Genomic DNA, 21,483 nt, shown 5'->3' on the forward strand with positions numbered 1-21,483 from the left:
CGTTATGAGTTCAAGAGAAAACGAAGGTCTGCAAACGCTTGGACGTAAGACCGAATACAAGATGGACTATGCCCCTGAGGTGCTGGAGACCTTCCAGAACAAGCACCCCGAGAACGACTACTGGGTGCAGTTCAACTGTCCCGAGTTCACCTCGCTGTGTCCTATCACCGGTCAGCCCGACTTTGCAGAAATCAAAATCCTGTATATCCCCGGCGAGCGCATGGTGGAGTCAAAGAGCCTGAAGCTCTATCTCTTCTCCTTCCGCAATCATGGCGACTTCCATGAAGACTGTGTCAACGTCATCATGAAAGACCTTGTGAAGCTGATGGACCCAAAGTATATTGAGGTTATCGGCCTGTTCACGCCCCGTGGCGGCATCAGTATCTATCCTTATGCCAACTACGGCCGGCCAGGCACTAAGTATGAAAAGATGGCAGAGCAGCGCCTTTATTCCTTTGGCTCCTCTACCTTCCGGTAGTAGCTGCGCACGCCATCCTTGAAGCGCAGCATCAGCGAGTCGGCTTCCAGCAGCACCACGTCTGCGGTATCAGAAGCCAGCGTTTGCATCTCGCCCAGCGAGTCGGCTGCGCAATGGAACATCACAAATCGTCCGTTGAATATTTTCCATTCGTTGTAGAATTGCGCGATGGGATATTCCACGGGCGATTCTTCGTCTGACGTCACATGTTTGACGTGAGAGCCGGGCACATACATCATGTTGTCATGCAGGATGTCCAGTCCGTATTCCTTGGGGATAGCCAGCAGCGCCTTGATGGAGTCGGGCAACTGAGCTATCTTCTGTCGCTCGGTGTTTCCCTCCATGTCGGCACGCTCGTGCAGGGTGGGGTATACCAGGTGGCGCCATTGTCCCATGAGCTGTTCGGTGACAATCACGAGGTCGGCCACCGTCGAGTCAGTCTCGTTGCGCATGATAGCCAGTTTGTCGCCAATACGTATCTTACCCATGATATGACGCTGTTTTACAGCATCCAGGATGTACAGCGTATCGGGGTCGCTTCCGTTGTAAGGCAGTCTCAGGAATACCACCACGGTGTCGTTGCACCCGTCGCAGGCCAGTCCGTAGATAGTCTGGTCGTCAGTAACTTCTGTTGTCAGGATTTCTTCGCTTTTAGGTGCTTCCTGTTTTGTGCCACATGCTACAAGCATCAGGGCTGCTATCGTAAGAAATAATGTATTAATTTTCATAATTGTCCGTAATTTGCGGCAAAGATACGAAATTATTCTTAATTCTTAAGTAATAATTCTTATTTATTTCGTACCTTTGCATCCAATTTGAGAATTTAGATATAAACATAGTAATTATGGCAACAAAGAAGAAAATCAAGTTTAGTCTCGTCTACCGCGATATGTGGCAGTCGTCTGGAAAATTCCAGCCACGCAAGGATCAGTTGGAGCGTATAGCCCCTGTGATCATTGAGATGGGCTGTTTCTCACGTGTAGAAACCAATGGTGGTGCCTTTGAGCAGGTGAACCTCATGGCAGGTGAGAATCCTAACGATGCTGTACGCGCATTCTGTAAGCCCTTCAATGAGGCCGGTATCCAGACCCACATGCTGGACCGTGGTCTTAATGCCCTCCGCATGTATCCTGTTCCCGATGATGTGCGCGAGCTGATGTATAAGGTCAAGAAGGCTCAGGGTGTGGACATCCCCCGTATCTTCTGCGGTCTGAACGACACACGTAATATCATCCCTTCTATCAAGTGGGCCAAGGCTGCAGGCATGATTCCCCAGGCCACCCTTTGTATCACCAACTCACCCGTTCACACTGTTGACTACTATTCAAACATTGCCGACGAGGTGATTGCTGCCGGTGCAGAGGAAATCTGCTTGAAGGATATGGCCGGTATTGGTCAGCCCGCTATGCTTGGTGCCCTGACCAAGGCTATCAAGACCAAGCATCCTGAGATTATCATCCAGTATCACGGTCACTCAGGTCCAGGCCTCTCTATGGCCTCTATCCTCGAGGTCTGCAACAATGGTGCCGACATCATCGATACCGCTATCGAGCCTCTGTCATGGGGTAAGGTTCATCCCGATATCATCTCTGTTCAGTCAATGCTGAAGAACGAGGGCTTCGATGTACCTGAAATCAATATGAACGCCTACATGCAGGCCCGTACACTCACTCAGGAGTTTATCGACGAATGGCTGGGCTACTTCATCAATCCTGCCAACAAGCATATGTCTTCACTCCTCTTAGGCTGCGGACTGCCTGGTGGTATGATGGGCTCTATGATGGCCGACCTGGGTGGTATCCAGACCATGATCAACAAGATCCGCGCTCAGAAAGGCGAGCCCGAGTTGACCATGGACGACATGCTGGTGAAGCTGTTCAACGAGGTAGAGTATGTATGGCCACGCGTGGGTTATCCCCCATTGGTGACCCCATTCTCTCAGTACACCAAGAATATCGCCCTGATGAACCTCCTCACCATCGAGCAGGGTAAGGGTCGCTTCGTGATGATGGACGACGCTATGTGGGGCATGATACTTGGTAAGAGCGGAAAGATTCCTGGAACTATCGACCCCGAGCTTGTTGAGTTGGCTAAGAAACAAAACCGCGAGTTCACCGATGTTGACCCCCACACACTTCTCGAGAACGCCCTCGACGGCTTCAAGAAGGAGATGGACGAGAACGGCTGGGACTACGGTAAGGACAACGAGGAGCTCTTCGAACTGGCTATGCACCCAGAGCAGTACCGCGCCTTCAAGAGCGGTCAGGCTAAGAAGCAGTTCCTGGCCGACCTCCAGAAAGCCAAGGACGCTAAGCTCGGCTCAAAGATGAGTGCTGAGGAACTGGCTGCCTTCAAGCATGCTAAGGCTGATGCGCTGGTGGCTCCCTCTGCCGGTCAGATTTTCTACGAGTTCAATGGCGAGGGTGAGTGTGCTCCCTGTCTGGAGCCGTTCATCGGTCAGAAGTACCAGGAAGGTCAGACCTTCTGCTACCTCATGGAGAAATGGGGCGAGATTGTTCCCGTGCCTGCTGCCCTCGGTGGTAAGCTCGTTGAGGTAAGCGCCAAACAGGGTGCTAAGGTTCGCAAGGGCGACGTGCTGGCTTGGATTGAGCGCGACGATAAATAATCCGCAATCATGATACTTAAGAATGGGCTCTCGAAGCACTTCGGGAGTCCATTTCGTACCTTTTCACACGAATGAAGGTATACATCAACGACCATATAGGAGATTTCGACTTGCAACTGGCCCTGCAAAGCATCAGCAGTCAGAGACGTGAGCAGGCCCTTCAGTTTAAGTTTGAACAGGGTCAGCGCCTCTGTGTGGCTGCTTATATGCTGCTGAAACAGGCGTTGCGTGAACAGGAGCGCATCCTGGATAATCCCATATTCGAATATGGAGAACACGGAAAACCTTCCATCGTTGGTCACCCTGAACTCTATTTCAGTCTGAGTCATTGCAAGGAGGCTGCCGTTTGCGTACTGAGCCGCAGACCCGTTGGTATTGATGTGGAAAGCATCGGACGCTACAGTGAGTCGGTAGCACGCTATGCCATGAGCGATGACGAAATGCAGCAGATTCATCAGTCGGGTAATCCCGGACTGGCCTTCATCCGATTGTGGACCATGAAGGAGAGCCTGCTGAAACTGACTGGCGAAGGCATCAATGACAACATGAAGGAAACTCTGAAAAACGCTAAGGCAGAGTGGTTTACGACGACAGAGAGAATAGACAAGAATTACTTATATACAGTTTGTGAACAATGAGAATGAATACTGGATATAACCGCATGGGTGAGTATGATCACTATGTGGTGAACGAACAAAAGCCGTTGCTGGAATGGCTGTTGGAAAACGTCAAGGAGAGTCGCACCAAGATCAAGGCGACGCTGCAGGGACGTGGTATCAAGGTCAACGGCAAGACCGTGACACAGTTTGATTTCATGCTTGAACCAGGCATGAAAGTTGCTGTGAGCAAGACCAAGCGCAACCAGCAGTCGTTTAAGAGTCGCTATGTAAAGATTGTCTATGAAGACCAGTGGCTCATAGTCGTTGAGAAAAATATCGGTATTCTGTCGATGGCAGCAGGCCATTCCTCGCTCAATGTCAAGTCTGTGCTTGACGATTACTTCAAGAAGAGCCGCCAGAAATGTACGGCTCATGTGGTGCACCGTCTGGACCGCGACACCAGTGGCCTGATGGTCTATGCCAAGGATATGGAGACCGAGCAGATACTGGAGCACAACTGGCACCAGATTGTCTACGACCGCCGTTATGTGGCCGTGGTGAGTGGCGAGATGGAGCAGGACGAGGGTACTATCCAGAACTGGCTGAAGGACAACAAGGCCTATGTGACCTATTCATCGCCTGTGGACAATGGTGGCAAACTGGCTATCACGCATTTCCATGTACTCGACCGTACTACCGAACATTCGCTTGTGGAATATAAGCTGGAGACGGGTCGCAAGAACCAGATTCGCGTACATTCTGCCGACATGGGCCATCCCGTATGCGGCGATACCAAATACGGCAATGGCGACGACCCCATTCATCGCCTCTGCCTGCATGCCTGGCTCCTGTGCTTTTCGCACCCCCGCACAGGCGAACCCATGGAGTTCGAGACCCCTGTGCCCACAGCCTTTCGTCAATTGTTTAAATAAGAAAACACATCATGATTAGTAACTGGATATATTATGTTGTTGCGCTGCTTGTTGTCATCCTGGCAGCATATATGATAAAAAAAGTAGCCAGCTGCATGCTGAAAATCATCGTTTTCATCGTGCTACTGGCCGCTTTAGGAGCCGGATACTTCTACCTGTCTTAGTATTCCGTCTTATCTTCTTTCTCTTCCCACATACGGAAAGCTTCCAGCGCCTCGTCGCGCAGCAGAATTTCCGAAGGTTTGTTGCGCTTGTCGGCAGGGAGGGCTATCTCCTGGTAGATGAAGTCATCATCAAACCCTATCTTAGCAGCATCCTTGCGGTCGTTGCCCATGTAAATCTTGTCTAGGTGTGCCCAGTAGATAGCGCCAAAGCACATCGGACAAGGCTCACACGAGGTATAGATCTCGCATCCGCTCAGATCAAAAGTCTTCAGGGCTTTGCAGGCCTTGCGTATGGTTGACACCTCGGCATGCGCCGTCGGGTCGCAGTCTATCGTTACACAGTTTGACCCTTCGGCAACAATCTTGCCGTTACAGGCTATCACGGCCCCGAAGGGACCTCCGCCATTCTGGACACTCATCTTGGAGAGTTCGATGGCACGTCGCATCAATTCCTTGTTTGTCATACTTCTTCGGATTTAGTTTCTAATTCATAATATTGATTGAACTTCTCACGCAACAGGGGCGTATTCGCAATGATGTTACGCAGTTCCGTCAGTTTCTCTTCATTAGGCGAGCCCGGAATCCACAGGCGTATATAGCCGTTGGCCGAGTATTTCTGGTCCATATGCTCCTTGAAGCGCAGCCAGTGATGCTCCTTGTCCAGCTCAGGATAGTTGGCCAGTCCGAACTGTACCGTGCGCTGAAATACCACCTCGGGCACGATGTCACGGTCGGCCTCGGCCACAATCTTTCCATACAGACTGCGTGGGGCGCGTGAGGCCGAAGCCCGGTGGTCCTCAATGGCTTCCTTCATAATCTTAATCTGCTCGGCCGAGAACCATTTCTTCAGGCGGGCATCACTTTGCAGGATTTTTCCGCCCGTGATGTGATGCACGGCACGGGGGCCCGACATGCCCACGTCGTGGTAGGCGGCAATGGTGTAAACCATATCGATGTCGGCACCTGTGCGGTTGGCTAATTCAAGCGAACGGCGAATCACACGCGTCACGTGCTCCATGTTGTGTGCACGGTCAAAATTAGCGTATTGGGGCAGTATCTGCGTCTCAATAAACTCTACGAGGTCAAGACTGGCAGTGTTTTTTATCATAACTTTTTCAAGGTTTGGTTTGCAAATATACAAGATTTTATTTACTTTTGCAAGCGTTTTCAGAAAAAATTGAGATGGACGTAAAGAAAGACTCCTTTAAGGCATGGTTTCTGGCCGCAAGACCAAAGACGCTGACAGGTGCAGCCGTACCCGTGATGATTGGTTTGTCGCTGGCTTGGAAAGATGCCCAACTGTATGCTGGTGATGTGTTCAACTGGTGGGCGGCAGCGCTCTGCCTGCTCTTTGCCTTTATCATGCAGATAGATGCCAATTTCATCAACGACTTCGTGGACTACGCCAAGGGTACCGACGACCGTGAGACGCGTCTGGGGCCTGAGCGAGCCTGTACACAGGGGTGGGTGAGCATCGAGCGGATGCGTCATGCCATTGCTGCCACCACCGTCCTGGCCTGCCTCGTCGGACTGCCCCTCGTGTGGTTTGGCGGTCTGGAGATGGTACTTATCGGCGTGCTCTGCGTGGTGTTCTGTTTCCTCTATACCACGCACCTCTCGTATATGGGACTTGGCGACGTGCTGGTGCTGGTATTTTTCGGACTCATCCCTGTCAGCATCACGTACTATATCCAGTTGCATACCACCACCGTTGAGGTCCTCACGGCCTCGCTGGCATGCGGCATTGTCATTGACGGACTGCTGCTGGTCAATAATTTCCGCGACCGCGATACCGACAAGCAGGCTGGCAAGAATACCCTCGTGGTCCATGTGGGCGAGAAGGCGGCTATCATGCTCTATCTGATGGTAGGCATCGTGGCCTGTCTGATGGGCCTTGTCTTCGGGCTCAACGGCCGTTGGTGGGCGTTCGGCCTGCCGTTCATCTACCTGGTGCTGCATGTGCTCACCTATCTGAAGATGAAGCGCATCTGGAAGGGTAGGGAACTGAACAATTGTCTGGGTGCAACGGCGCGCAACATCTTCATTTACGGCCTGTTGGTATCGTTAGGTATTCTTTTTTAGGACAATTTTTTTTGTTTTATACAGGAAAATACGTACCTTTGTACGCTTTTAAAAGCGATTTTTGTTAACCCATTAAAATATATTTTACAAACAAACGAATGATTAAGAAACTATTGATGACAATTGCCTTGGGGATTATCACCTCATCGGCAATAGCTGTCCCTGCCAAGCGCGGACAATGGAAAACGCTGAAGCTGGTCGACGGCACAGAGGTTAAAGCGATGCTCGTAGGTGACGAGTTTGGTCACATCTGGAAGGGTGAGGACGGCAAGGCCTACACCTTGAAGGGTGACTTCTATCAGGCCATCGACGCTCAGGTCACACTAAAGCGTGCCCGATCGCTCCGACAGCAGGAAAATGCCCGACGTGTCCGACGCATGCCAACAGACGCTGCCACCCATTATACAGGTCAGAAAAAGGGACTGATTATCCTGGTCAACTTCCAGGACGAGACATTCCAGGCTGAGCATACTAATGAACTGTTTACGCGTATTGCCAACGAGGAGGGCTTCTCTGAGGGTAAGTTCAAGGGCTCTATGGCCGACTATTTCAAGGCTCAGAGCCGCGGACAGTTTGAGCTCGACTTCGACATCGTAGGTCCTGTGACGGTCAGTCATAAAGCCAGCTATTACGGCAGCAACGACTCAGAAGGCTACGACCAGCATCCTGAACAGATGGTTTTCGAGGCTGTCAACCTGGCAAAGAACGAGGTGACCAACTGGAAACAGTATGACTGGAACAACGATGGCGAGGTGGATCAGGTCTATGTGATCTATGCCGGTATGGGTGAGGCCGACGGTGGCGCAGAGAATACCATCTGGCCCCATGCGTATTCTTTGTCTTATGGCGGTGAAACCAGTGCTGTTACAGTAGCTCAGAATCTTAAAGTCGATAATTATGCATGTGGCTCTGAGCTCAATGGCAGTCGGGAAATCGACGGTCTGGGCACCATCTGCCATGAGTTCTCTCACTGTCTGGGATATCCCGACTTCTACGACATCGACTACAGTGGCGGTCAGGGCATGGGCTCTTGGGACCTGATGTGCGCTGGTTCCTATAATGGTGATGGCTACCAGCCTGCCGGTTATACCAGTTACGAGATGTGGATGGCCGGATGGCTCGAGCCCATCGAACTGGATGCTGAGGATGTGCAGGTGCAGAACATGAAGTCGCTGCAGAATGGCGGCCAGAGCTATATCATCTATAATAAAGGTAATAAGAACGAGTTCCTCATGCTGGAGAACCGTCAGCTGGAGGGCTGGGATGCCTCACTTTACGATGCAGGTCTGCTGATTGTACACTGCGACTACGATAAGGATGTATGGTACAATAATGGTCCTAACGATGATCCTGACCACCAGCGCATGGTGGTTGTTCCTGCCGACGGCCGTTGCCAGAAGGAAACATATATGGGCGAGACCTATTTCACCGAAGAGAACGATGCCTTCCCTCTGACCAATGTGACAGCCTTTAACAAGGACTTCAAGACCTCTGACAAGATTGCCAAGAAGGCTGCCCAGTTCTTTAACAAGAATACCAACGGCACCAACTGGATTGACTCTTCTGTCGAGGATATCACCCTCAATGCCAATGGCACTATCTCATTCAATTATGTGGCTGAATACACCAGCACCGGTGGCAACGGCGGTACAACTACCGATGTGCCCGAGGGAGCCGTGTTCTACGAGTCATTCAATGATTGTTCAGGAACGGGCGCCAACGATGACAACTGGGGTAGCTCTGTAGCAAGTGCAAAATTTGCTGCCGACAACGACGGATGGGATGCTGAAGCCCTCTATGGTGGCTATCAGTGTGCACGCTTCGGAAGCAGTAAGAAGAGCGGCGTTGCTACATCTCCCACTATCACGCTCGCCGGCAATACTCACACCTTGACCTTCAAGGCAGCAAGCTGGGGCAACGACGGTACCGGCCTGAAGCTCTCAGCTACTGGTGCCACCGTACTCATCGAGCCCTCAGAGTTCACGATGAAGAGCAGCGAGTGGACCACCTTCACCGCCACCATCTCAGGTACTGGCGATGTCAAGCTGGTGTTCACTCCCGCCAAGCGTTTCTTCCTTGACGAGGTAGTTGTGGTGGATACCATGGTTCAGACCGGTATCGAGACCGCACCTCAGGCCACCAAGCAGACCTCAGCCATTTACAACCTGAATGGCCAGAAGGTAACCAATCCCAAGAGTGGCCTCTACATCATCAACGGCCGCAAAGTCGTGATCAAATAAAAAACAAACTATCTTATATAAAAATAGGGGTTGGCAATGCGCCAACCCCATTTTTTGTATTTTGTAAGTACTGAAGGTTATGAAACAAATGGGAAGTAGGGCGTATTGGCTATCTCTTCTGCCAGTCGGTTAAGCATTAGGCATTGTTCTCGCGAGATAGTCTTACGCTGCATGTGGTAATCCCACGGACTTATCTGTAACAGTCGGCCTTCGGAACAGGCGGTGAAAGACTCACCAGACGGCTTATAATAATCAGGGAAACCGTTCTCGCGAAGATAGATTAGGCAATAACCGCGGTCCATCGCCTCACGCATCACCTCCTTTTCCCTTTTAGCGATAGCAGCACTTATCAGAACACCGCCGTTTTCAGCAAGGGCGAGCCATTTGTTTTCAGTTCAGCAAACTCTGCGTCATTATAGGCACTATGAACGACCACCGCCGCTTTTTCTGGATTATTGAGAAGGAAACGGTTACCTACTGCCTTGCACCGCCATTTCCCTATGTTTACTTGATGCATAATAGTGATAATGTAATATTTTGTATTTAAACCTGTATAAGATGCTAAGGAAAAAGTTGATAGGGTAGAGAGTAGTAAAATTGTTAAACATTTTAAAGGTTGTAAATAATATTCCTATTTCTTAAAACCTTTTCCTTAATCCTTGTTTTTACTTCTAAGCTATACAGAACTTCCTTGTGCACTATGAAAAATTTTCTCTTTAGCCATGTCGCAAATTCCATATGCTTTATCTGTTTTACATCTTGACGCAAAAGGTATGATAATTTCAAATCTTAGATCATGTCAGGTTACTCACTTACAACTTACTCACTTCGGACATCTGTATTCTGAGATTATCTCTAAACAGAATTTTTATATTATAATATTAATATATTAATATTATAATATAAGATATATTTTAGTATATTACTTCTTAATTTATCCATTTATTCCTTTTCCATATCCAATCCGATTTAGGAAAACCTAAATGTCCGAAGTGAGTAAGTTGTAAGTGAGTAAGTTTTTCTGCACTACGCATTGTAAACTAGCAATGAGCGAAATGTACCGCGGCTGGAAAATGGCTCGAGAATGATGAAAAGAACCTTTCTATTTTCTTTGCCTATTTCTAACGAGAATCTGCATTATGATAAATAGATGTTTTTTTAAGAAAGAGATACGTCCTCTCTCCAAGCGAGAAACGACGTATCTCTCATCGATAAACAACGTATCGTCTTTAACTCCTTAACTCCTTTTAAAACGTATAGCCCACAGTGAACAGCAGCTGATGACGATTGAACTTGACGTCGCTTGGTGTGCTGGCGTTTATCTCATAATTGTAAGAGCCGTCGTCGTTTGGCACGATATCTGTGAAGTTCATGCTCTGGAACGGGAAAAATTGTCCCTTTGTAGCGCTGTACTGATATGCCAGGTCAAAATTCCATCCCTCGTGCTTGAAACCCAGTCCGCAGGTGATGCGGTTGGTAGATTTCCAGTTGGTATAGTCGGCCGTGCTGGAATACCAGTTGCCTATGCTGCCCAGACGGGTGTCTCGTACCCCATTCTCCTGATACATGGGCGACACGTAGTTGTAGCCAAAACGTACGGCAACACTTGGATCGGGCTTGAATTCCAGACCAGCTTTAAGTGTAGAAACGCCCCTTAATGTATTCTCCGTGTGGCGGTTCATCACGTCGTCGCTATAGGAATCAGGATTGCCGTATTCGTCGTAGGTTCCGTCGTTGATGCGGTTGTCAGCGCAACCATAGTCGGCATATTCCCATCCGGCACCCAGTGCCAGGTAGTTGCCAAAGGTATGGCCGGCACTCAAGCCAAACTTCCACGGCGTGTAGTATCTGAACTCATAGGTCTCACCGCTTGAGAACTCATCATAGCCCCAGTTACGAAGGCCTGGATTCAGTTTGTTATAGTCGGTGGCGTTGATAAGCAGCGTGGCATTGCGTGACTTCAGGTTGTACCATGTTGGCGTGGTGATGGTGAGTCCGACGCGGAATGGCGACTCATCGATTGGACGGTAGATGGCACCAAAAGCGAGGTCAACACCCGTACCTGTAATCTTACGCTCGTCGGCCAAAACGGTGTTGCCGATATAGCGGTCGCTACCATCCACGACGCGCTCCAGATACTCGCTATAGCCCTTATAGTCAACCTGTTTGACGCCCAGTGTGACACCTAGGAACAACTTATTATTGATGTTGCCCGAGAGATTGAAATCAAAGTTGGCTATATAACCACTATGCGCACGGTCAAACTCATAGCCCTCGGCCTCGAGGAACACGTTTTTGTAGGGCTCGCTGGGGTCAAAATTGTCCTGATCCCAGTTCACGCCGTTGGTATAGACATGGTCCCACTGCGTATAGGTGTAGGCGCGGTTGTTGCTCGAGCGGTCGTGCCAGCCCTCCGCTACCCCATTCGTATTCTCTTCCAGATAGTAGCCACCCTGACGCTCGTCCTGCATGCAGCTCTTGCCATAGGCCAGTTTGCCAAGAGAGGCATGGTTGAGCGAGTTGGCAGCCGAGAGAATCTGGTCGAAGTTACGACTCTTGTGATAGTTGAACGCGAAGTTCAGGAACGAGTTGCGGTCGGTCTGCGTAGAATACACGAAACCAGCCTGATCGAAACTGAAATTGGTCTTGCCCACCTGGTCGAACCGCTTCGTATCTTCCTGGGACACAATGCCCATAGAGACACTGGCGGTGCTATGACGGAACACGCCGATGGCAGCAGGATTGGTGCCGATGGTAGAGATATCAGCGCCCAGGGCATCGAGCGCACCACCCATACCCACATAGCGGGCTGTGCCGTTGAGATCAGCGCCCAGCAAACGGGCATTCTCGTACGTATCTTGTGCAGCCGCTGGCAACATGGCTAGCGTAAAGACTGCGAGGGAAACAATCTTTTTCATATTTTCTGATTATGATGACTGATTAATATTATAGCGGTAGCAAATTTTTCACTTTTCACTCTACCTTTTTACCTTCTTCCTCCTCCGCTACGGCCTCCACCGCCGCCACCTGCAGAGCGTGTGCCACCACCGCTGCTGAAGCCACCGCTGGAGCGATTGCCGCCGAAGCTGCTACTGCTGCTGCTTGAGAAACTGCCGCCGTTGCCACTCTGGAAGGTAGCTGCGCGACCAGCATCGTAATTGCTGGAGCTGCTGTAGCTGCCCGACGTAGCACGAGTAGCGGTGCGATTGGTTGACCGTTCGACGGCACGTGTCGTAGAGCGCGTCGTAGAGCGGTTGGTATTGCCTGACACCGTGCTGCGTCCGCTACCACTGTTATAGGCTCGGTTGCGGGCACCGTCGAAACGGGCACTGCTGGTATAGTTGGCCACGCGTCCGCCGGTGGTAGAGCGACTATAGTTGCCGTTGCGATTCAGCGTGCCGGTATTGCCTGTGCCATAGTAGCGGGAGCCACCGTGGTAATAGCCGATGTAAGGACGGTCATAGTAAGAATAATAATGGTAGGGATAATAGCCCCAATGCCAACTGTAGTAGTCGTAGTACCAGGGATCGTAGTACCAGCTGTAGTGCCAGCCATAGGGATAGTACCACGAGTCGTACCAGGGATAGAAAGAGGTATAGTACCAGGGCGAATGCCAGTACCATGAGTCGTGACTGCCATCGTAATAGCCCTCCCAGTAGGCCTGCTTGGGTGTGTAACCCTCCCAGCGAGCCATCTTCTTGGTCAGCTGATAGTCGGCTGTAGAGTCGGGATAGACGCCCTCAACGGCTGAGAAATCGATGATGTCGCTATCCTGAGGCTGCACATCGTAATTGCCTCCGCGTCGGTTATACTCGTCGACACCGCGCTTGGAACCGGTATGGTAGACAGGTGCAGGGCTGACAGGCTCCCAGCTGGAAGCGCTGCGATAAGTACTCTTCTGCTGCTTGGCGGAGCCGAAATACATATCGTCGTCCTGTGCCATCATTGAGAGTGGCAGCAGAGCGAAAGCCATTGATAAATAGAACCAATTTTTCATATCTCTAATCGTTTTAGTTATTCTTTCACGATGCAAAAATACATCTTATTTTCATGCAAAGATAGGGAAAAACCCTAAAACGTGGTAGGATTTTCCCTATTTTTATTAATTTTGCAGGTAAATTTAACAAGGCTATGAAGTACTACGAAGTGAATTTCACCATTGAGGCGCCTGCCGAACTGATGCAGGACGCACGCGATATCCTCTCGGCTCTGGCTGGTGAGGCAGGTTTCGAGACGTTTGAGGATACGGACGAAGGCGTCAAGGGCTACGTGCAGCAGGGACTGTTTGAGGAAGAGGTGCTGAGGGCCCTGATAGCCGACTTCCCCCTACCCTCGTGCACCGTCGCGTATACGGTGAGCGAGGCCGAGGACAAGGACTGGAACGAACAATGGGAGCAGCAGGGCTTTGAGCCGATAGTGGTCAACGACACCCTCGTGATTCACGACGGACGCCATCTGCCTCAAATCTCAAACCTTAAACCTCAAACCTCAAACCTCAAACCTCAAATCTCCATCGAGATTGACGCCCACCTGGCTTTCGGCACAGGCACCCACGAGACCACCCGTATGATGGTAGGTCAGCTGATGAGTCTGGACCTAACGGACAAGCGCGTGCTGGATTGCGGCACGGGTACGGGCATCCTGGGTATCGCAGCCCTGAAACTGGGTGCACGCGAGGCTGTGGGCTACGACATCGATGAATGGAGTGCCGACAATGCGCGTCATAATGCGGTGATCAACATGGTGGACGGTCAGTTTACGTCGCTGCTTGGCGATGCCTCTATATTAAAAGAGGTAAGTGGACAGTTTGACGTCGTCCTGGCCAATATCAACCGTAATATCCTGCTGAACGATATGGAAGCCTTCGTAGGGAAGATGGCACCCCACTCTACCCTTCTGCTCAGCGGATTCTATGAGCAGGATATCCCCATGCTGGAAGAGAAAGCGGCCTCACTGGGACTGAAAAAACAAACCCAGCAGCACGATGGCGACTGGGCTTGCTTGATGTTTATGCGCTGAAACTGCTGACGCTTACAGCGATGACAGTTACAGGGGGCATTTATTCTTAGTTGTTCACGGAACCTCCTACGATATCGAGCAACTCGCTGGTGATAGCCTGCTGACGACTCTTGTTGTACTGCAGGTTCAACTGGCGTAGCAGTTCGTCGGCATTATCCGTAGCCGTCTGCATGGCCACCATACGGGCGGCATGCTCAGAGGCAACGTTGTCGAGCAAGGCGGTATAGAGCATCAGATGACCCATCTTGGGGATGAGCTGCGACAGCACGGTGTGCATATCGGGCTCCACGATGAAGTTATCATTCAGCGGTGCCACCTCGTTCTCCTTCACCTGCTTCTTGCGACCCTTCTTCTTCAGGTACTCCTGTGCCTGCTTGGTCACCACGTTCGACGTCAGGTCGCGCTCGTGGTCGGCATTCAGTTCAGACTCCAGGTCGATGGGCAGGAACGTCTTATGCGTCAGAATCTGCGAACCGGCACTCTTGAAGTGGTGATAGATCAGCTCTACCTTGTCGATCTCGCCCTTGGCAAAGCGATCGCCCAGCTCCATGGCCAGGTCGATACACTGCTTCACGTTGGGATGGTCCACCAGGTCGGCCAGGTCGCACTTCACGTTGTAACCCAGTTTGCGAGCCTTCTCGGTCACCTTTCGGCCTATAGGATAAACCTCCACATTCTCCTTGCCCAGTTCTTCTGAGAGTGCGTTCACAGCCTTCATCATCACCTTGATGATATTGCCGTTGAAAGCACCGCAAAGCGACGAGTTGCTGCTGAAGACCACAAGTGCCACACGCTTTACAGGACGCTCTTGGTCATAGATGGTCTGAGCGCCTGCCTCGGCTGCCAGGAACGACTTCAGGATATGCTCCAGCATCGTCTCGTAGGGCAGCATGTTCTGGATAGCCACCTGTGCATGATGCAGCTTAGATGAAGCTACCATCTTCATCGCACTGGTAATCTTGCGTGTCGAGTTGACTGAGGATATACGTCCTTTGATTTCTTTTAAACTTGGCATCTCTTAGGGGGTAGTGTGAAAGGTTCCTGCGATATCGGCCATCACAGCCTCGATCGTGTCTGTGGTCTCGTTGTCAATCTTGCCGCTGGCCAGTGTCTCGATAACCTCGGGATGGGCACTGCGCAACTTGTCGAGGAACTGGTCCTGACATTGGCGCACCTTGTCAATGGGCACTTGGCGCATCAGGCCGTGCACACCACAGTAGAGAATGGCAATCTGCTCGCCTACGGGCATAGGACTGTACTGGGGCTGAATGAGCAGCTGGTTGTTCTTGCGGCCGCGGTCGAGGGTCATCGCCGTCACGGCATCCATATCGCTGGAGAACTTTGAGAAGGCTTCGAGCTCACGATACTGAGCCTGGTCAATTTTCAGCGTACCTGCTACTTTCTTCATAGACTTGATCTGGGCCGAACCACCTACACGAGATACGGAGATACCTACGTTGATGGCAGGACGGAAGCCCTGATTGAAGAGGTCGGACTCCAGGAATATCTGACCATCGGTGATAGAGATCACGTTGGTGGGGATATATGCCGACACGTCGCCAGCCTGGGTCTCGATGATAGGCAGAGCGGTGAGCGAACCACCACCCTTCACATGGCCCTTCATACACTCGGGCAGGTCGTTCATCTGCTCGGCCACCTCCTGCTGCTCGTTCATCTTGGCTGCACGCTCCAGCAAGCGGGAGTGCAGGTAGAACACGTCGCCAGGATAGGCCTCACGACCAGAGGGACGGCGCAGAATCAGCGACACCTCACGATAGGCTACTGCCTGCTTTGACAGGTCGTCATAGACCACCAATGCGGGCAGACCGCGGTCGCGGAAATACTCACCGATAGCAGCTCCTGCGAATGGAGCGTAATACTGCATAGCGGCGGGATCGGCGGCTGTTGCGGCCACGACGATGGTATAAGGCATGGCGCCGTGCTCCTTCAGGGTCTGCACCAGGGCGGCCACTGTAGAGGCCTTCTGACCGATAGCCACATAGATACAATATACGGGTTTGCCTGCCTCGTAGAAACTCTTCTGGTTGATGATGGTGTCCACGGCAATGGCGGTCTTACCCGTCTGACGGTCACCAATAATCAACTCACGCTGGCCACGACCGATAGGAATCATCGAGTCAACGGCCTTCAAACCTGTCTGCAGGGGCTCCTTCACGGGCTGACGATAGATAACGCCTGGTGCCTTACGGTCCAGGGGCATCTCGAACGAGTCTTTCAGGTCGATTTCGCCCTTGCCGTCGATGGCCTGACCCAGTGGGTTGATGACGCGGCCCAGCATATTGTCGTTCACGCGGATAGAGGCAATGCGCTTGGTACGCTTCACGACCATACCCTCCTTGATGCCCGACGTGGCGCCCAGCAGCACACAACCCACGTTGTCTTCCTCGAGGTTCATCACGATGGCCATCGTGCCGTTCTCGAATTCCAGCAGCTCGTTGGCCTCGGCATTGCGCAGGCCGTAGATACGAGCCACACCGTCAGAGACCTGAAGCACGGTACCCACCTCGTCGAACTGGGCACTGTTTGAGAGGCCGTTCAACTGTTCGAGCAGCACCTGAGAGACTTCGCTTGGTTTAATTTTATCTGACATTGTTTTCTTTCTTTTATTTCTTTAGTGTTTGTAGAATGGCGTTAAGGCGCGACTTCACACTGGCATCCATGCGGAAGGTGTCGTATTCAAGCACGAAACCTCCGATAATGTCAGGATTAACCTGCGTCTCAAACTCCACTGTGCCATGAGTCTTAGCTTCCACCATCTGGCGCATCTTCTGCTCGGTGGCAGCTGACACACGGGTAGCGGTGGTCAGTTTTCCAAGGATGATATTCTTCTGCTGACGATAGAGCGTGACGTAAGAATTGGCCATGAACTGAATCATGTTCTCGCGACCTTCCTTGAGCACCAGGGCTATGAAAGCTTTAGAGAGAGCCGACGACTCACTGCCACCAACGGCGGTCTCGAGCAACATCTGCTTCTTCTCCTTGGCGAGCATCGGGTTGTCTATCGTGTGGCGAAGGGCGGGCACGTCAATGAAACTCTTTGCCAAGAGCATCATCTCCTGATAGACCACGCTTTCCTGCTTCGCATCGGTGGCACTCTTCAAGAGCGCACGCGCATATCTAACCGATATTACTCCTATATCCATACGTTTACACCTTATTATTTATTAGAAGATACATCATCCAACATACGGTCGATGAGATCCATCTGCGACTTATCGTCCTTCAGGTTCTGCTTCAGAACCTTCTCGGCGATTTCTACACTTAATGTAGCTACTTGCTCGCGGATATCGGCTATAGCGGCCTGCTTCTGCTGCTCAATCTCAACCTTGGCGTCATTGAGCAAACGGGCACTCTCCTCACGGGCCTTTTCCTGGGCTTTCTCTACAATGGCATCGCGTGTCTCAGCAGCCTCCTTCAGCATCTGGGCCTGCTTTTCGCGTGCTTCCTGAAGAATGGCTTCACCTTCTTGCTTGATATTCTCAAGGCGCTCTGATGCCTCGTGTGCCTTCTGCAGACTCTCGTCGATATACCGCTTACGCTCGTCTACCATATTGATGATAGCGGGAAAGCCGTACTTTGCGAGCACAAAGAAGACCACCAGGAACGCGATGAGCATCCAGAACAAGAGTCCGAGATCGGGCGTCAGGATTGATGGCAATTTAGTGAAATCCATTAGCGATCGTTATTTTTTTATTTGATAAGGAATGCACAAGCAGCAATAGCAAACAGAGCACAACCCTCCACGAATGCTGAGGTCAGAATCATGTTGGTCTGAATCTTACCTGTTGCCTCGGGCTGACGTGCAATAGCGTCCATAGCGCTACCACCGATCTTACCAATACCCAAACCTGCACCAATTGTTGCAATACCAGCACCAATACCGCAGCCCAGCTGTGCCAGACCTTCAGCGGCCAAAATAGAAATAATCATAGTCGTTAATGTTTTAATTGTTATTACTTAATTTTATCTTTAATTGTTTCTCGTTGAATGATTTACTCAGCGTGATGCTCCTTATGGGCCAGTCCGATAAACACGGCACTGAGCATCGTGAAGACATAAGCCTGAACAAAGGCTACCAGCAACTCCAGGCAGTTCATGAAGAGCAGCATGATGATACTGAACGTGTTCAGACCGATACCATAGCCTACGCCCATGGACCAACCCAGGAATATCACGCAGGTGAAAGAGAGGATCACGGCGTGACCGGCCATCATGTTGGCAAAAAGACGAATCATCAGGGCAAAGGGCTTGGTGATGACACCAAAGAGCTCGATGACGGGCATGATGGGCGCGGGATAGGCCTTCAGGAACAGAGGCACCTCTGGCCAGAAGATTTCCTTCCAGTACTCTTTGTTGGCAAAGATATTGATAGCCAGCATCGTGCAGAATGCCAGGAAGAACGTGATGTTGATATTGCCAGTCACGTTGGCACCTGCAGGGAAGATGGGAATCAGGCCAATCAGGTTGGTGGTCAGGATAAAGAAGAACACGGTGAGCAGATAGGGCGCATAGGGCTTGTAGTGCTTCTCGCCGATGGACGACTTAATCAGATCGTCATGGATCATCATCACCACCATCTCTATGGCTCCCACAAATCCCTTGGGCGCTTCGCTATGGGCATCGTGGCGCTTATACCAGCGGGCACACGACAGGAAGATGGTGATGAGCACGATGACTACAATCCATATCTGGGCAACGGTCTTGGTGATGCTCAGGTCTATGGGGCGCACCTCTTCGCCTCCTACACGCTCATAGATCTTGCCATGATGCTCTTCACTGAAGAAAAAGGGCTCTGGCAGGGTGTGGGCTGTGCAGAAATGCCACTCGCCTGTATTCTCGCTCCTGACGATGATGGGCAGGGGCACACTGAGATGCTTGCCTTCGTACGAGGCGATATGCCACTCATAGGCATCGGCCAGATGCTCCAGCACAATCTCAGGGATGTCCAGTTCCTTGCTTTCTGCCTCTTCAGCATGGATGTGCTGGACAGGGACAAGCAGGAATGCCACCAACAGGAGTATTATAGACTTGAAATGTTTCATTATTATTAATGTATTATCACGAACGGTTAGAGACTTTCGCGAAGAAGACTGAATGATGAATGAGCAGCAGCACGTAGAACACCATGAATACCAGGAAGAATGGCAGCATGGCCTCGCGTCCTGCAATGAGATAATAGACAAACATCGTGGCCAGTGCCAGCAACATCCTGAAACCTGAAAGGGCCGTGAAGAATGTCGTCAGACTGTCTGGATGGTTCGTGGCCACCAGTCGCCAGATATTTCCTTCTGCAAGCACAATGGCCAGCGAGAACCCACAGCCGAACATCACTGGCACGCGCAGGTCGCCCACACTGGTGAATTGCTCCACCAGGAGTGTGCCTATCGTGGCAATGATGGTCAGGACAATGCCCTGCACCAGATACAGGATGCTCAGTTTGCTGATATCTTGCTTAGTCATAGCTGCTTACTTGTTAATCTCTACACACAAACTTACTTCGTTTTTCTGAACCTCAACGAATCCACCAAGGATGTTAAGCGTGGTCTTCTGGCCAGATGCCTCCGTATATTCAGCCACTCCTGTTTCGAGTGATGAGATAATGGGTGCGTGGTCAGTAAGTATCTCAAAGTTACCAGCCATACCCGGTACCTTGACACTCGTCACTTCTCCTTCGAATTCGATTCTCTCGGGCGATACAATTTTCAGTCTCAGCATAAATCTTAATTCTAAATTCTTAATTCTAAATTAAGATTAGCCCTTCGCTGCCTCAAGCAGTTTCTGGGCCTTAGCCTTTGCATCGTCGATAGTACCCACGTTGAGGAATGCCTGCTCGGGCAGGTCGTCAACCTCACCGTCGAGGATGGCGTTGAAGCCCTTGATGGTATCCTCGATGGGCACCATCACGCCTGGCAGACCGGTGAACTGCTCGGCCACAGAGAATGGCTGACTGAGGAAACGCTGTACACGACGTGCACGGTTCACGGTCAGCTTATCCTCGTCAGAGAGCTCGTCCATACCCAGGATGGCGATGATATCCTGCAACTCCTTGTAGCGCTGCAGAATCTCCTTCACGCGCTGGGCACACTCGTAGTGAGCCTTGCCGACAATCAGCGGGTCAAGGATACGGGAGGTACTGCCTAGGGGATCCACAGCAGGATAGATACCCAGCTCGGCAATCTTACGGTCGAGCACGGTGGTAGCATCCAGGTGGGTAAAGGTGGTAGCAGGAGCAGGGTCGGTCAAGTCGTCGGCAGGCACATAAACGGCCTGTACAGAGGTGATAGAGCCCTTCTTCGTAGAAGTGATGCGTTCCTGCATGGCACCCATCTCTGATGCCAGCGTGGGCTGATAACCTACGGCTGACGGCATACGTCCCAGCAGGGCTGATACCTCAGAACCGGCCTGGGTGAAACGGAAGATATTGTCGATAAAGAACAGGATATCGGCTGCACCACCGTCCTTGCCGCCTGCATCACGGAATCCTTCGGCAACGGTAAGACCTGAGAGGGCTACAGAGGCACGTGCACCAGGGGGCTCGTTCATCTGACCATAGACAAGGGTAGCCTGACTCTTCTTCATCTCCTCCGGATCAACCAGCGAGAGGTCCCACTTACCTTCTGCCATAGCTTCCTTGAACTTCTCGCCATAGCGGATAACGCCTGACTCAATCATCTCGCGGATCAGGTCGTTACCTTCACGAGTACGCTCTCCAACTCCGGCGAATACAGAGAATCCGTTGTGACCCTTGGCGATATTGTTGATAAGCTCCATGATAAGCACGGTCTTACCTACACCGGCACCACCGAAAAGTCCAATCTTACCACCCTTCATGTAAGGCTCCAGCAGGTCGATGACCTTGATACCTGTAGAAAGAATCTCTTTCTTGGTTGACAACTCCTCGAAGGTTGGTGCTTCGCGGTGAATAGGATAAGCTCCTGTCATATCAAGGTCTTTCATGCCGTCGATAGGACTGCCTATCACATTAAGCATACGGCCCTTGATTTGTTCACCTGAGGGCATCAGGATTGGTGAGCCCATTGGAACGGCCTCCAATCCACGCTGCAAACCGTCAGTATTGTCCATAGCTACACAACGGACAGTATCCTCACCGATGTGCTGCTGCACCTCTACGATAAGTTTCTGTCCATTGCCACGGTCAATACGAAGAGCTTCATGAATTTTTGGCAGCACTTTCTCGGCATCCAGTCCCTTCGTGTCAAAATACACGTCAATAACGGGACCAATAATCTGGGAAATGCGTCCTGTAATTTGTGACATAGTTGTTTATTTTATATTTAAAGTTATGTTTTTAATCCAAATGG

General features: G+C 51.1%; 23 protein-coding genes. 8 read left to right on the forward strand and 15 right to left on the reverse strand.

Features of this window, described 5'->3' with window-relative positions:
• Positions 1 to 4: 4 nt before the first annotated feature.
• Positions 5 to 478, forward strand: a complete 474-nt coding sequence (gene queF / locus L6468_RS07345) for a preQ(1) synthase (protein WP_091818683.1) — start codon at positions 5 to 7, stop codon at positions 476 to 478.
• Here the strand turns inward: queF and L6468_RS07350 are convergent.
• Complete coding sequence (locus L6468_RS07350; protein WP_237792786.1) at positions 448 to 1,206, reverse strand: lipocalin family protein; 759 nt, start codon at positions 1,204 to 1,206, stop codon at positions 448 to 450. The two genes, queF and L6468_RS07350, sit on opposite strands and share 31 nt — an antisense overlap.
• A 116-nt stretch (positions 1,207 to 1,322) precedes the next feature.
• Between L6468_RS07350 and L6468_RS07355 the strand changes: the two genes are divergently transcribed.
• The 4 genes from L6468_RS07355 to L6468_RS07370 all read left to right on the forward strand — a co-directional run bounded on the left by L6468_RS07355 (position 1,323) and on the right by L6468_RS07370 (position 4,799).
• Complete coding sequence (locus L6468_RS07355) at positions 1,323 to 3,104, forward strand: oxaloacetate decarboxylase (protein WP_237792787.1); 1,782 nt, start codon at positions 1,323 to 1,325, stop codon at positions 3,102 to 3,104.
• 71 nt (positions 3,105 to 3,175) lie between these two features.
• Positions 3,176 to 3,742: a 4'-phosphopantetheinyl transferase family protein gene (locus L6468_RS07360; protein ID WP_237792788.1), complete on the forward strand. Its 567-nt coding sequence runs from the start codon at positions 3,176 to 3,178 to the stop codon at positions 3,740 to 3,742.
• 2 nt (positions 3,743 to 3,744) lie between these two features.
• On the forward strand, positions 3,745 to 4,635 hold the full coding sequence (locus tag L6468_RS07365; RefSeq protein WP_237792789.1) for an RluA family pseudouridine synthase: 891 nt from the start codon (positions 3,745 to 3,747) through the stop codon (positions 4,633 to 4,635).
• 11 nt (positions 4,636 to 4,646) lie between these two features.
• Positions 4,647 to 4,799, forward strand: a complete 153-nt coding sequence (locus L6468_RS07370) for a hypothetical protein (protein WP_237792790.1) — start codon at positions 4,647 to 4,649, stop codon at positions 4,797 to 4,799.
• Here the strand turns inward: L6468_RS07370 and L6468_RS07375 are convergent.
• Positions 4,796 to 5,263 carry a nucleoside deaminase gene (locus tag L6468_RS07375; protein ID WP_237792791.1) on the reverse strand — a complete coding sequence of 156 codons (468 nt, stop codon included), beginning with the start codon at positions 5,261 to 5,263 and terminating at the stop codon, positions 4,796 to 4,798. The two genes, L6468_RS07370 and L6468_RS07375, sit on opposite strands and share 4 nt — an antisense overlap.
• A complete protein-coding gene (locus tag L6468_RS07380) occupies positions 5,260 to 5,907 on the reverse strand; it encodes an HD domain-containing protein (protein ID WP_091818672.1) in 648 nt (215 codons plus the stop codon). The genes L6468_RS07375 and L6468_RS07380 overlap by 4 nt, the downstream gene beginning before the upstream one ends.
• A gap of 74 nt (positions 5,908 to 5,981) precedes the next feature.
• Between L6468_RS07380 and menA the strand changes: the two genes are divergently transcribed.
• Together menA and L6468_RS07390 are read left to right on the forward strand one after the other, a co-directional pair.
• Positions 5,982 to 6,881, forward strand: a complete 900-nt coding sequence (gene menA, locus L6468_RS07385) for a 1,4-dihydroxy-2-naphthoate octaprenyltransferase (protein ID WP_237792792.1) — start codon at positions 5,982 to 5,984, stop codon at positions 6,879 to 6,881.
• Positions 6,882 to 6,979: 98 nt separating this feature from the next.
• Complete coding sequence (locus tag L6468_RS07390) at positions 6,980 to 9,121, forward strand: M6 family metalloprotease domain-containing protein (protein ID WP_237792793.1); 2,142 nt, start codon at positions 6,980 to 6,982, stop codon at positions 9,119 to 9,121.
• Positions 9,122 to 9,198: 77 nt separating this feature from the next.
• Here the strand turns inward: L6468_RS07390 and L6468_RS07395 are convergent, their stop codons facing one another.
• The 3 genes from L6468_RS07395 to L6468_RS07405 form a co-directional block, all read right to left on the reverse strand.
• Complete coding sequence (locus tag L6468_RS07395; RefSeq protein ID WP_237792794.1) at positions 9,199 to 9,435, reverse strand: hypothetical protein; 237 nt, start codon at positions 9,433 to 9,435, stop codon at positions 9,199 to 9,201.
• 933 nt (positions 9,436 to 10,368) lie between these two features.
• A complete protein-coding gene (locus tag L6468_RS07400) occupies positions 10,369 to 12,039 on the reverse strand; it encodes a hemin receptor (RefSeq protein WP_237792795.1) in 1,671 nt (556 codons plus the stop codon).
• A gap of 68 nt (positions 12,040 to 12,107) precedes the next feature.
• Entirely contained in the window at positions 12,108 to 13,118 is a 1,011-nt protein-coding gene (locus tag L6468_RS07405) for a hypothetical protein (protein ID WP_237792796.1), read from the reverse strand.
• 134 nt (positions 13,119 to 13,252) lie between these two features.
• Between L6468_RS07405 and prmA the strand changes: the two genes are divergently transcribed.
• A complete protein-coding gene (prmA, locus tag L6468_RS07410; protein WP_237792797.1) occupies positions 13,253 to 14,140 on the forward strand; it encodes a 50S ribosomal protein L11 methyltransferase in 888 nt (295 codons plus the stop codon).
• A 46-nt stretch (positions 14,141 to 14,186) separates the two neighbouring features.
• Here prmA and L6468_RS07415 read toward each other — a convergent pair whose 3' ends face one another.
• The 9 genes from L6468_RS07415 to atpD form a co-directional block, all read right to left on the reverse strand.
• Complete coding sequence (locus tag L6468_RS07415) at positions 14,187 to 15,155, reverse strand: F0F1 ATP synthase subunit gamma (protein WP_237792798.1); 969 nt, start codon at positions 15,153 to 15,155, stop codon at positions 14,187 to 14,189.
• Positions 15,156 to 15,158: 3 nt separating this feature from the next.
• Positions 15,159 to 16,751: a F0F1 ATP synthase subunit alpha gene (gene atpA, locus L6468_RS07420; protein WP_237792799.1), complete on the reverse strand. Its 1,593-nt coding sequence runs from the start codon at positions 16,749 to 16,751 to the stop codon at positions 15,159 to 15,161.
• Between the two features lie 13 nt (positions 16,752 to 16,764).
• Positions 16,765 to 17,304, reverse strand: a complete 540-nt coding sequence (locus tag L6468_RS07425; protein WP_091818663.1) for a F0F1 ATP synthase subunit delta — start codon at positions 17,302 to 17,304, stop codon at positions 16,765 to 16,767.
• A gap of 14 nt (positions 17,305 to 17,318) precedes the next feature.
• Positions 17,319 to 17,834, reverse strand: coding sequence for a F0F1 ATP synthase subunit B (gene atpF / locus L6468_RS07430; protein ID WP_091818662.1), 516 nt, complete (start codon positions 17,832 to 17,834; stop codon positions 17,319 to 17,321).
• 17 nt (positions 17,835 to 17,851) lie between these two features.
• Complete coding sequence (atpE, locus tag L6468_RS07435; protein ID WP_091818661.1) at positions 17,852 to 18,091, reverse strand: ATP synthase F0 subunit C; 240 nt, start codon at positions 18,089 to 18,091, stop codon at positions 17,852 to 17,854.
• Positions 18,092 to 18,153: 62 nt separating this feature from the next.
• A complete protein-coding gene (atpB, locus tag L6468_RS07440) occupies positions 18,154 to 19,203 on the reverse strand; it encodes a F0F1 ATP synthase subunit A (protein ID WP_091818660.1) in 1,050 nt (349 codons plus the stop codon).
• A 16-nt stretch (positions 19,204 to 19,219) separates the two neighbouring features.
• Complete coding sequence (locus tag L6468_RS07445) at positions 19,220 to 19,621, reverse strand: hypothetical protein (protein ID WP_091818659.1); 402 nt, start codon at positions 19,619 to 19,621, stop codon at positions 19,220 to 19,222.
• 6 nt (positions 19,622 to 19,627) lie between these two features.
• Positions 19,628 to 19,876: an ATP synthase F1 subunit epsilon gene (atpC, locus tag L6468_RS07450; RefSeq protein ID WP_091818658.1), complete on the reverse strand. Its 249-nt coding sequence runs from the start codon at positions 19,874 to 19,876 to the stop codon at positions 19,628 to 19,630.
• Between the two features lie 36 nt (positions 19,877 to 19,912).
• Positions 19,913 to 21,439 carry a F0F1 ATP synthase subunit beta gene (gene atpD / locus L6468_RS07455; RefSeq protein WP_091818657.1) on the reverse strand — a complete coding sequence of 509 codons (1,527 nt, stop codon included), beginning with the start codon at positions 21,437 to 21,439 and terminating at the stop codon, positions 19,913 to 19,915.
• Positions 21,440 to 21,483 lie beyond the last annotated feature (44 nt).

This window comes from Prevotella communis, from assembly GCF_022024115.1.
In the GTDB taxonomy this organism is placed as follows: domain Bacteria; phylum Bacteroidota; class Bacteroidia; order Bacteroidales; family Bacteroidaceae; genus Prevotella; species Prevotella communis.

Excerpts from the sequence above, each read along its gene's own strand:
- L6468_RS07395 (WP_237792794.1), bottom strand. The coding sequence starts at position 9,435 with ATGCGTGAGGCGATGGACCGCGGTTATTGCCTAATCTATCTTCGCGAG.
- L6468_RS07425 (WP_091818663.1), bottom strand. The coding sequence starts at position 17,304 with ATGGATATAGGAGTAATATCGGTTAGATATGCGCGTGCGCTCTTGAAG.
- L6468_RS07355 (WP_237792787.1), top strand. The coding sequence starts at position 1,323 with ATGGCAACAAAGAAGAAAATCAAGTTTAGTCTCGTCTACCGCGATATG.
- prmA (WP_237792797.1), top strand. The coding sequence starts at position 13,253 with ATGAAGTACTACGAAGTGAATTTCACCATTGAGGCGCCTGCCGAACTG.
- atpA (WP_237792799.1), bottom strand. The coding sequence starts at position 16,751 with ATGTCAGATAAAATTAAACCAAGCGAAGTCTCTCAGGTGCTGCTCGAA.
- menA (WP_237792792.1), top strand. The coding sequence starts at position 5,982 with ATGGACGTAAAGAAAGACTCCTTTAAGGCATGGTTTCTGGCCGCAAGA.
- L6468_RS07365 (WP_237792789.1), top strand. The coding sequence starts at position 3,745 with ATGAATACTGGATATAACCGCATGGGTGAGTATGATCACTATGTGGTG.
- L6468_RS07360 (WP_237792788.1), top strand. The coding sequence starts at position 3,176 with ATGAAGGTATACATCAACGACCATATAGGAGATTTCGACTTGCAACTG.
- L6468_RS07390 (WP_237792793.1), top strand. The coding sequence starts at position 6,980 with ATGATTAAGAAACTATTGATGACAATTGCCTTGGGGATTATCACCTCA.
- L6468_RS07380 (WP_091818672.1), bottom strand. The coding sequence starts at position 5,907 with ATGATAAAAAACACTGCCAGTCTTGACCTCGTAGAGTTTATTGAGACG.
- L6468_RS07415 (WP_237792798.1), bottom strand. The coding sequence starts at position 15,155 with ATGCCAAGTTTAAAAGAAATCAAAGGACGTATATCCTCAGTCAACTCG.
- atpC (WP_091818658.1), bottom strand. The coding sequence starts at position 19,876 with ATGCTGAGACTGAAAATTGTATCGCCCGAGAGAATCGAATTCGAAGGA.
- atpD (WP_091818657.1), bottom strand. The coding sequence starts at position 21,439 with ATGTCACAAATTACAGGACGCATTTCCCAGATTATTGGTCCCGTTATT.
- atpB (WP_091818660.1), bottom strand. The coding sequence starts at position 19,203 with ATGAAACATTTCAAGTCTATAATACTCCTGTTGGTGGCATTCCTGCTT.
- atpF (WP_091818662.1), bottom strand. The coding sequence starts at position 17,834 with ATGGATTTCACTAAATTGCCATCAATCCTGACGCCCGATCTCGGACTC.
- L6468_RS07375 (WP_237792791.1), bottom strand. The coding sequence starts at position 5,263 with ATGACAAACAAGGAATTGATGCGACGTGCCATCGAACTCTCCAAGATG.
- atpE (WP_091818661.1), bottom strand. The coding sequence starts at position 18,091 with ATGATTATTTCTATTTTGGCCGCTGAAGGTCTGGCACAGCTGGGCTGC.
- L6468_RS07350 (WP_237792786.1), bottom strand. The coding sequence starts at position 1,206 with ATGAAAATTAATACATTATTTCTTACGATAGCAGCCCTGATGCTTGTA.
- L6468_RS07370 (WP_237792790.1), top strand. The coding sequence starts at position 4,647 with ATGATTAGTAACTGGATATATTATGTTGTTGCGCTGCTTGTTGTCATC.
- queF (WP_091818683.1), top strand. The coding sequence starts at position 5 with ATGAGTTCAAGAGAAAACGAAGGTCTGCAAACGCTTGGACGTAAGACC.
- L6468_RS07445 (WP_091818659.1), bottom strand. The coding sequence starts at position 19,621 with ATGACTAAGCAAGATATCAGCAAACTGAGCATCCTGTATCTGGTGCAG.
- L6468_RS07400 (WP_237792795.1), bottom strand. The coding sequence starts at position 12,039 with ATGAAAAAGATTGTTTCCCTCGCAGTCTTTACGCTAGCCATGTTGCCA.
- L6468_RS07405 (WP_237792796.1), bottom strand. The coding sequence starts at position 13,118 with ATGAAAAATTGGTTCTATTTATCAATGGCTTTCGCTCTGCTGCCACTC.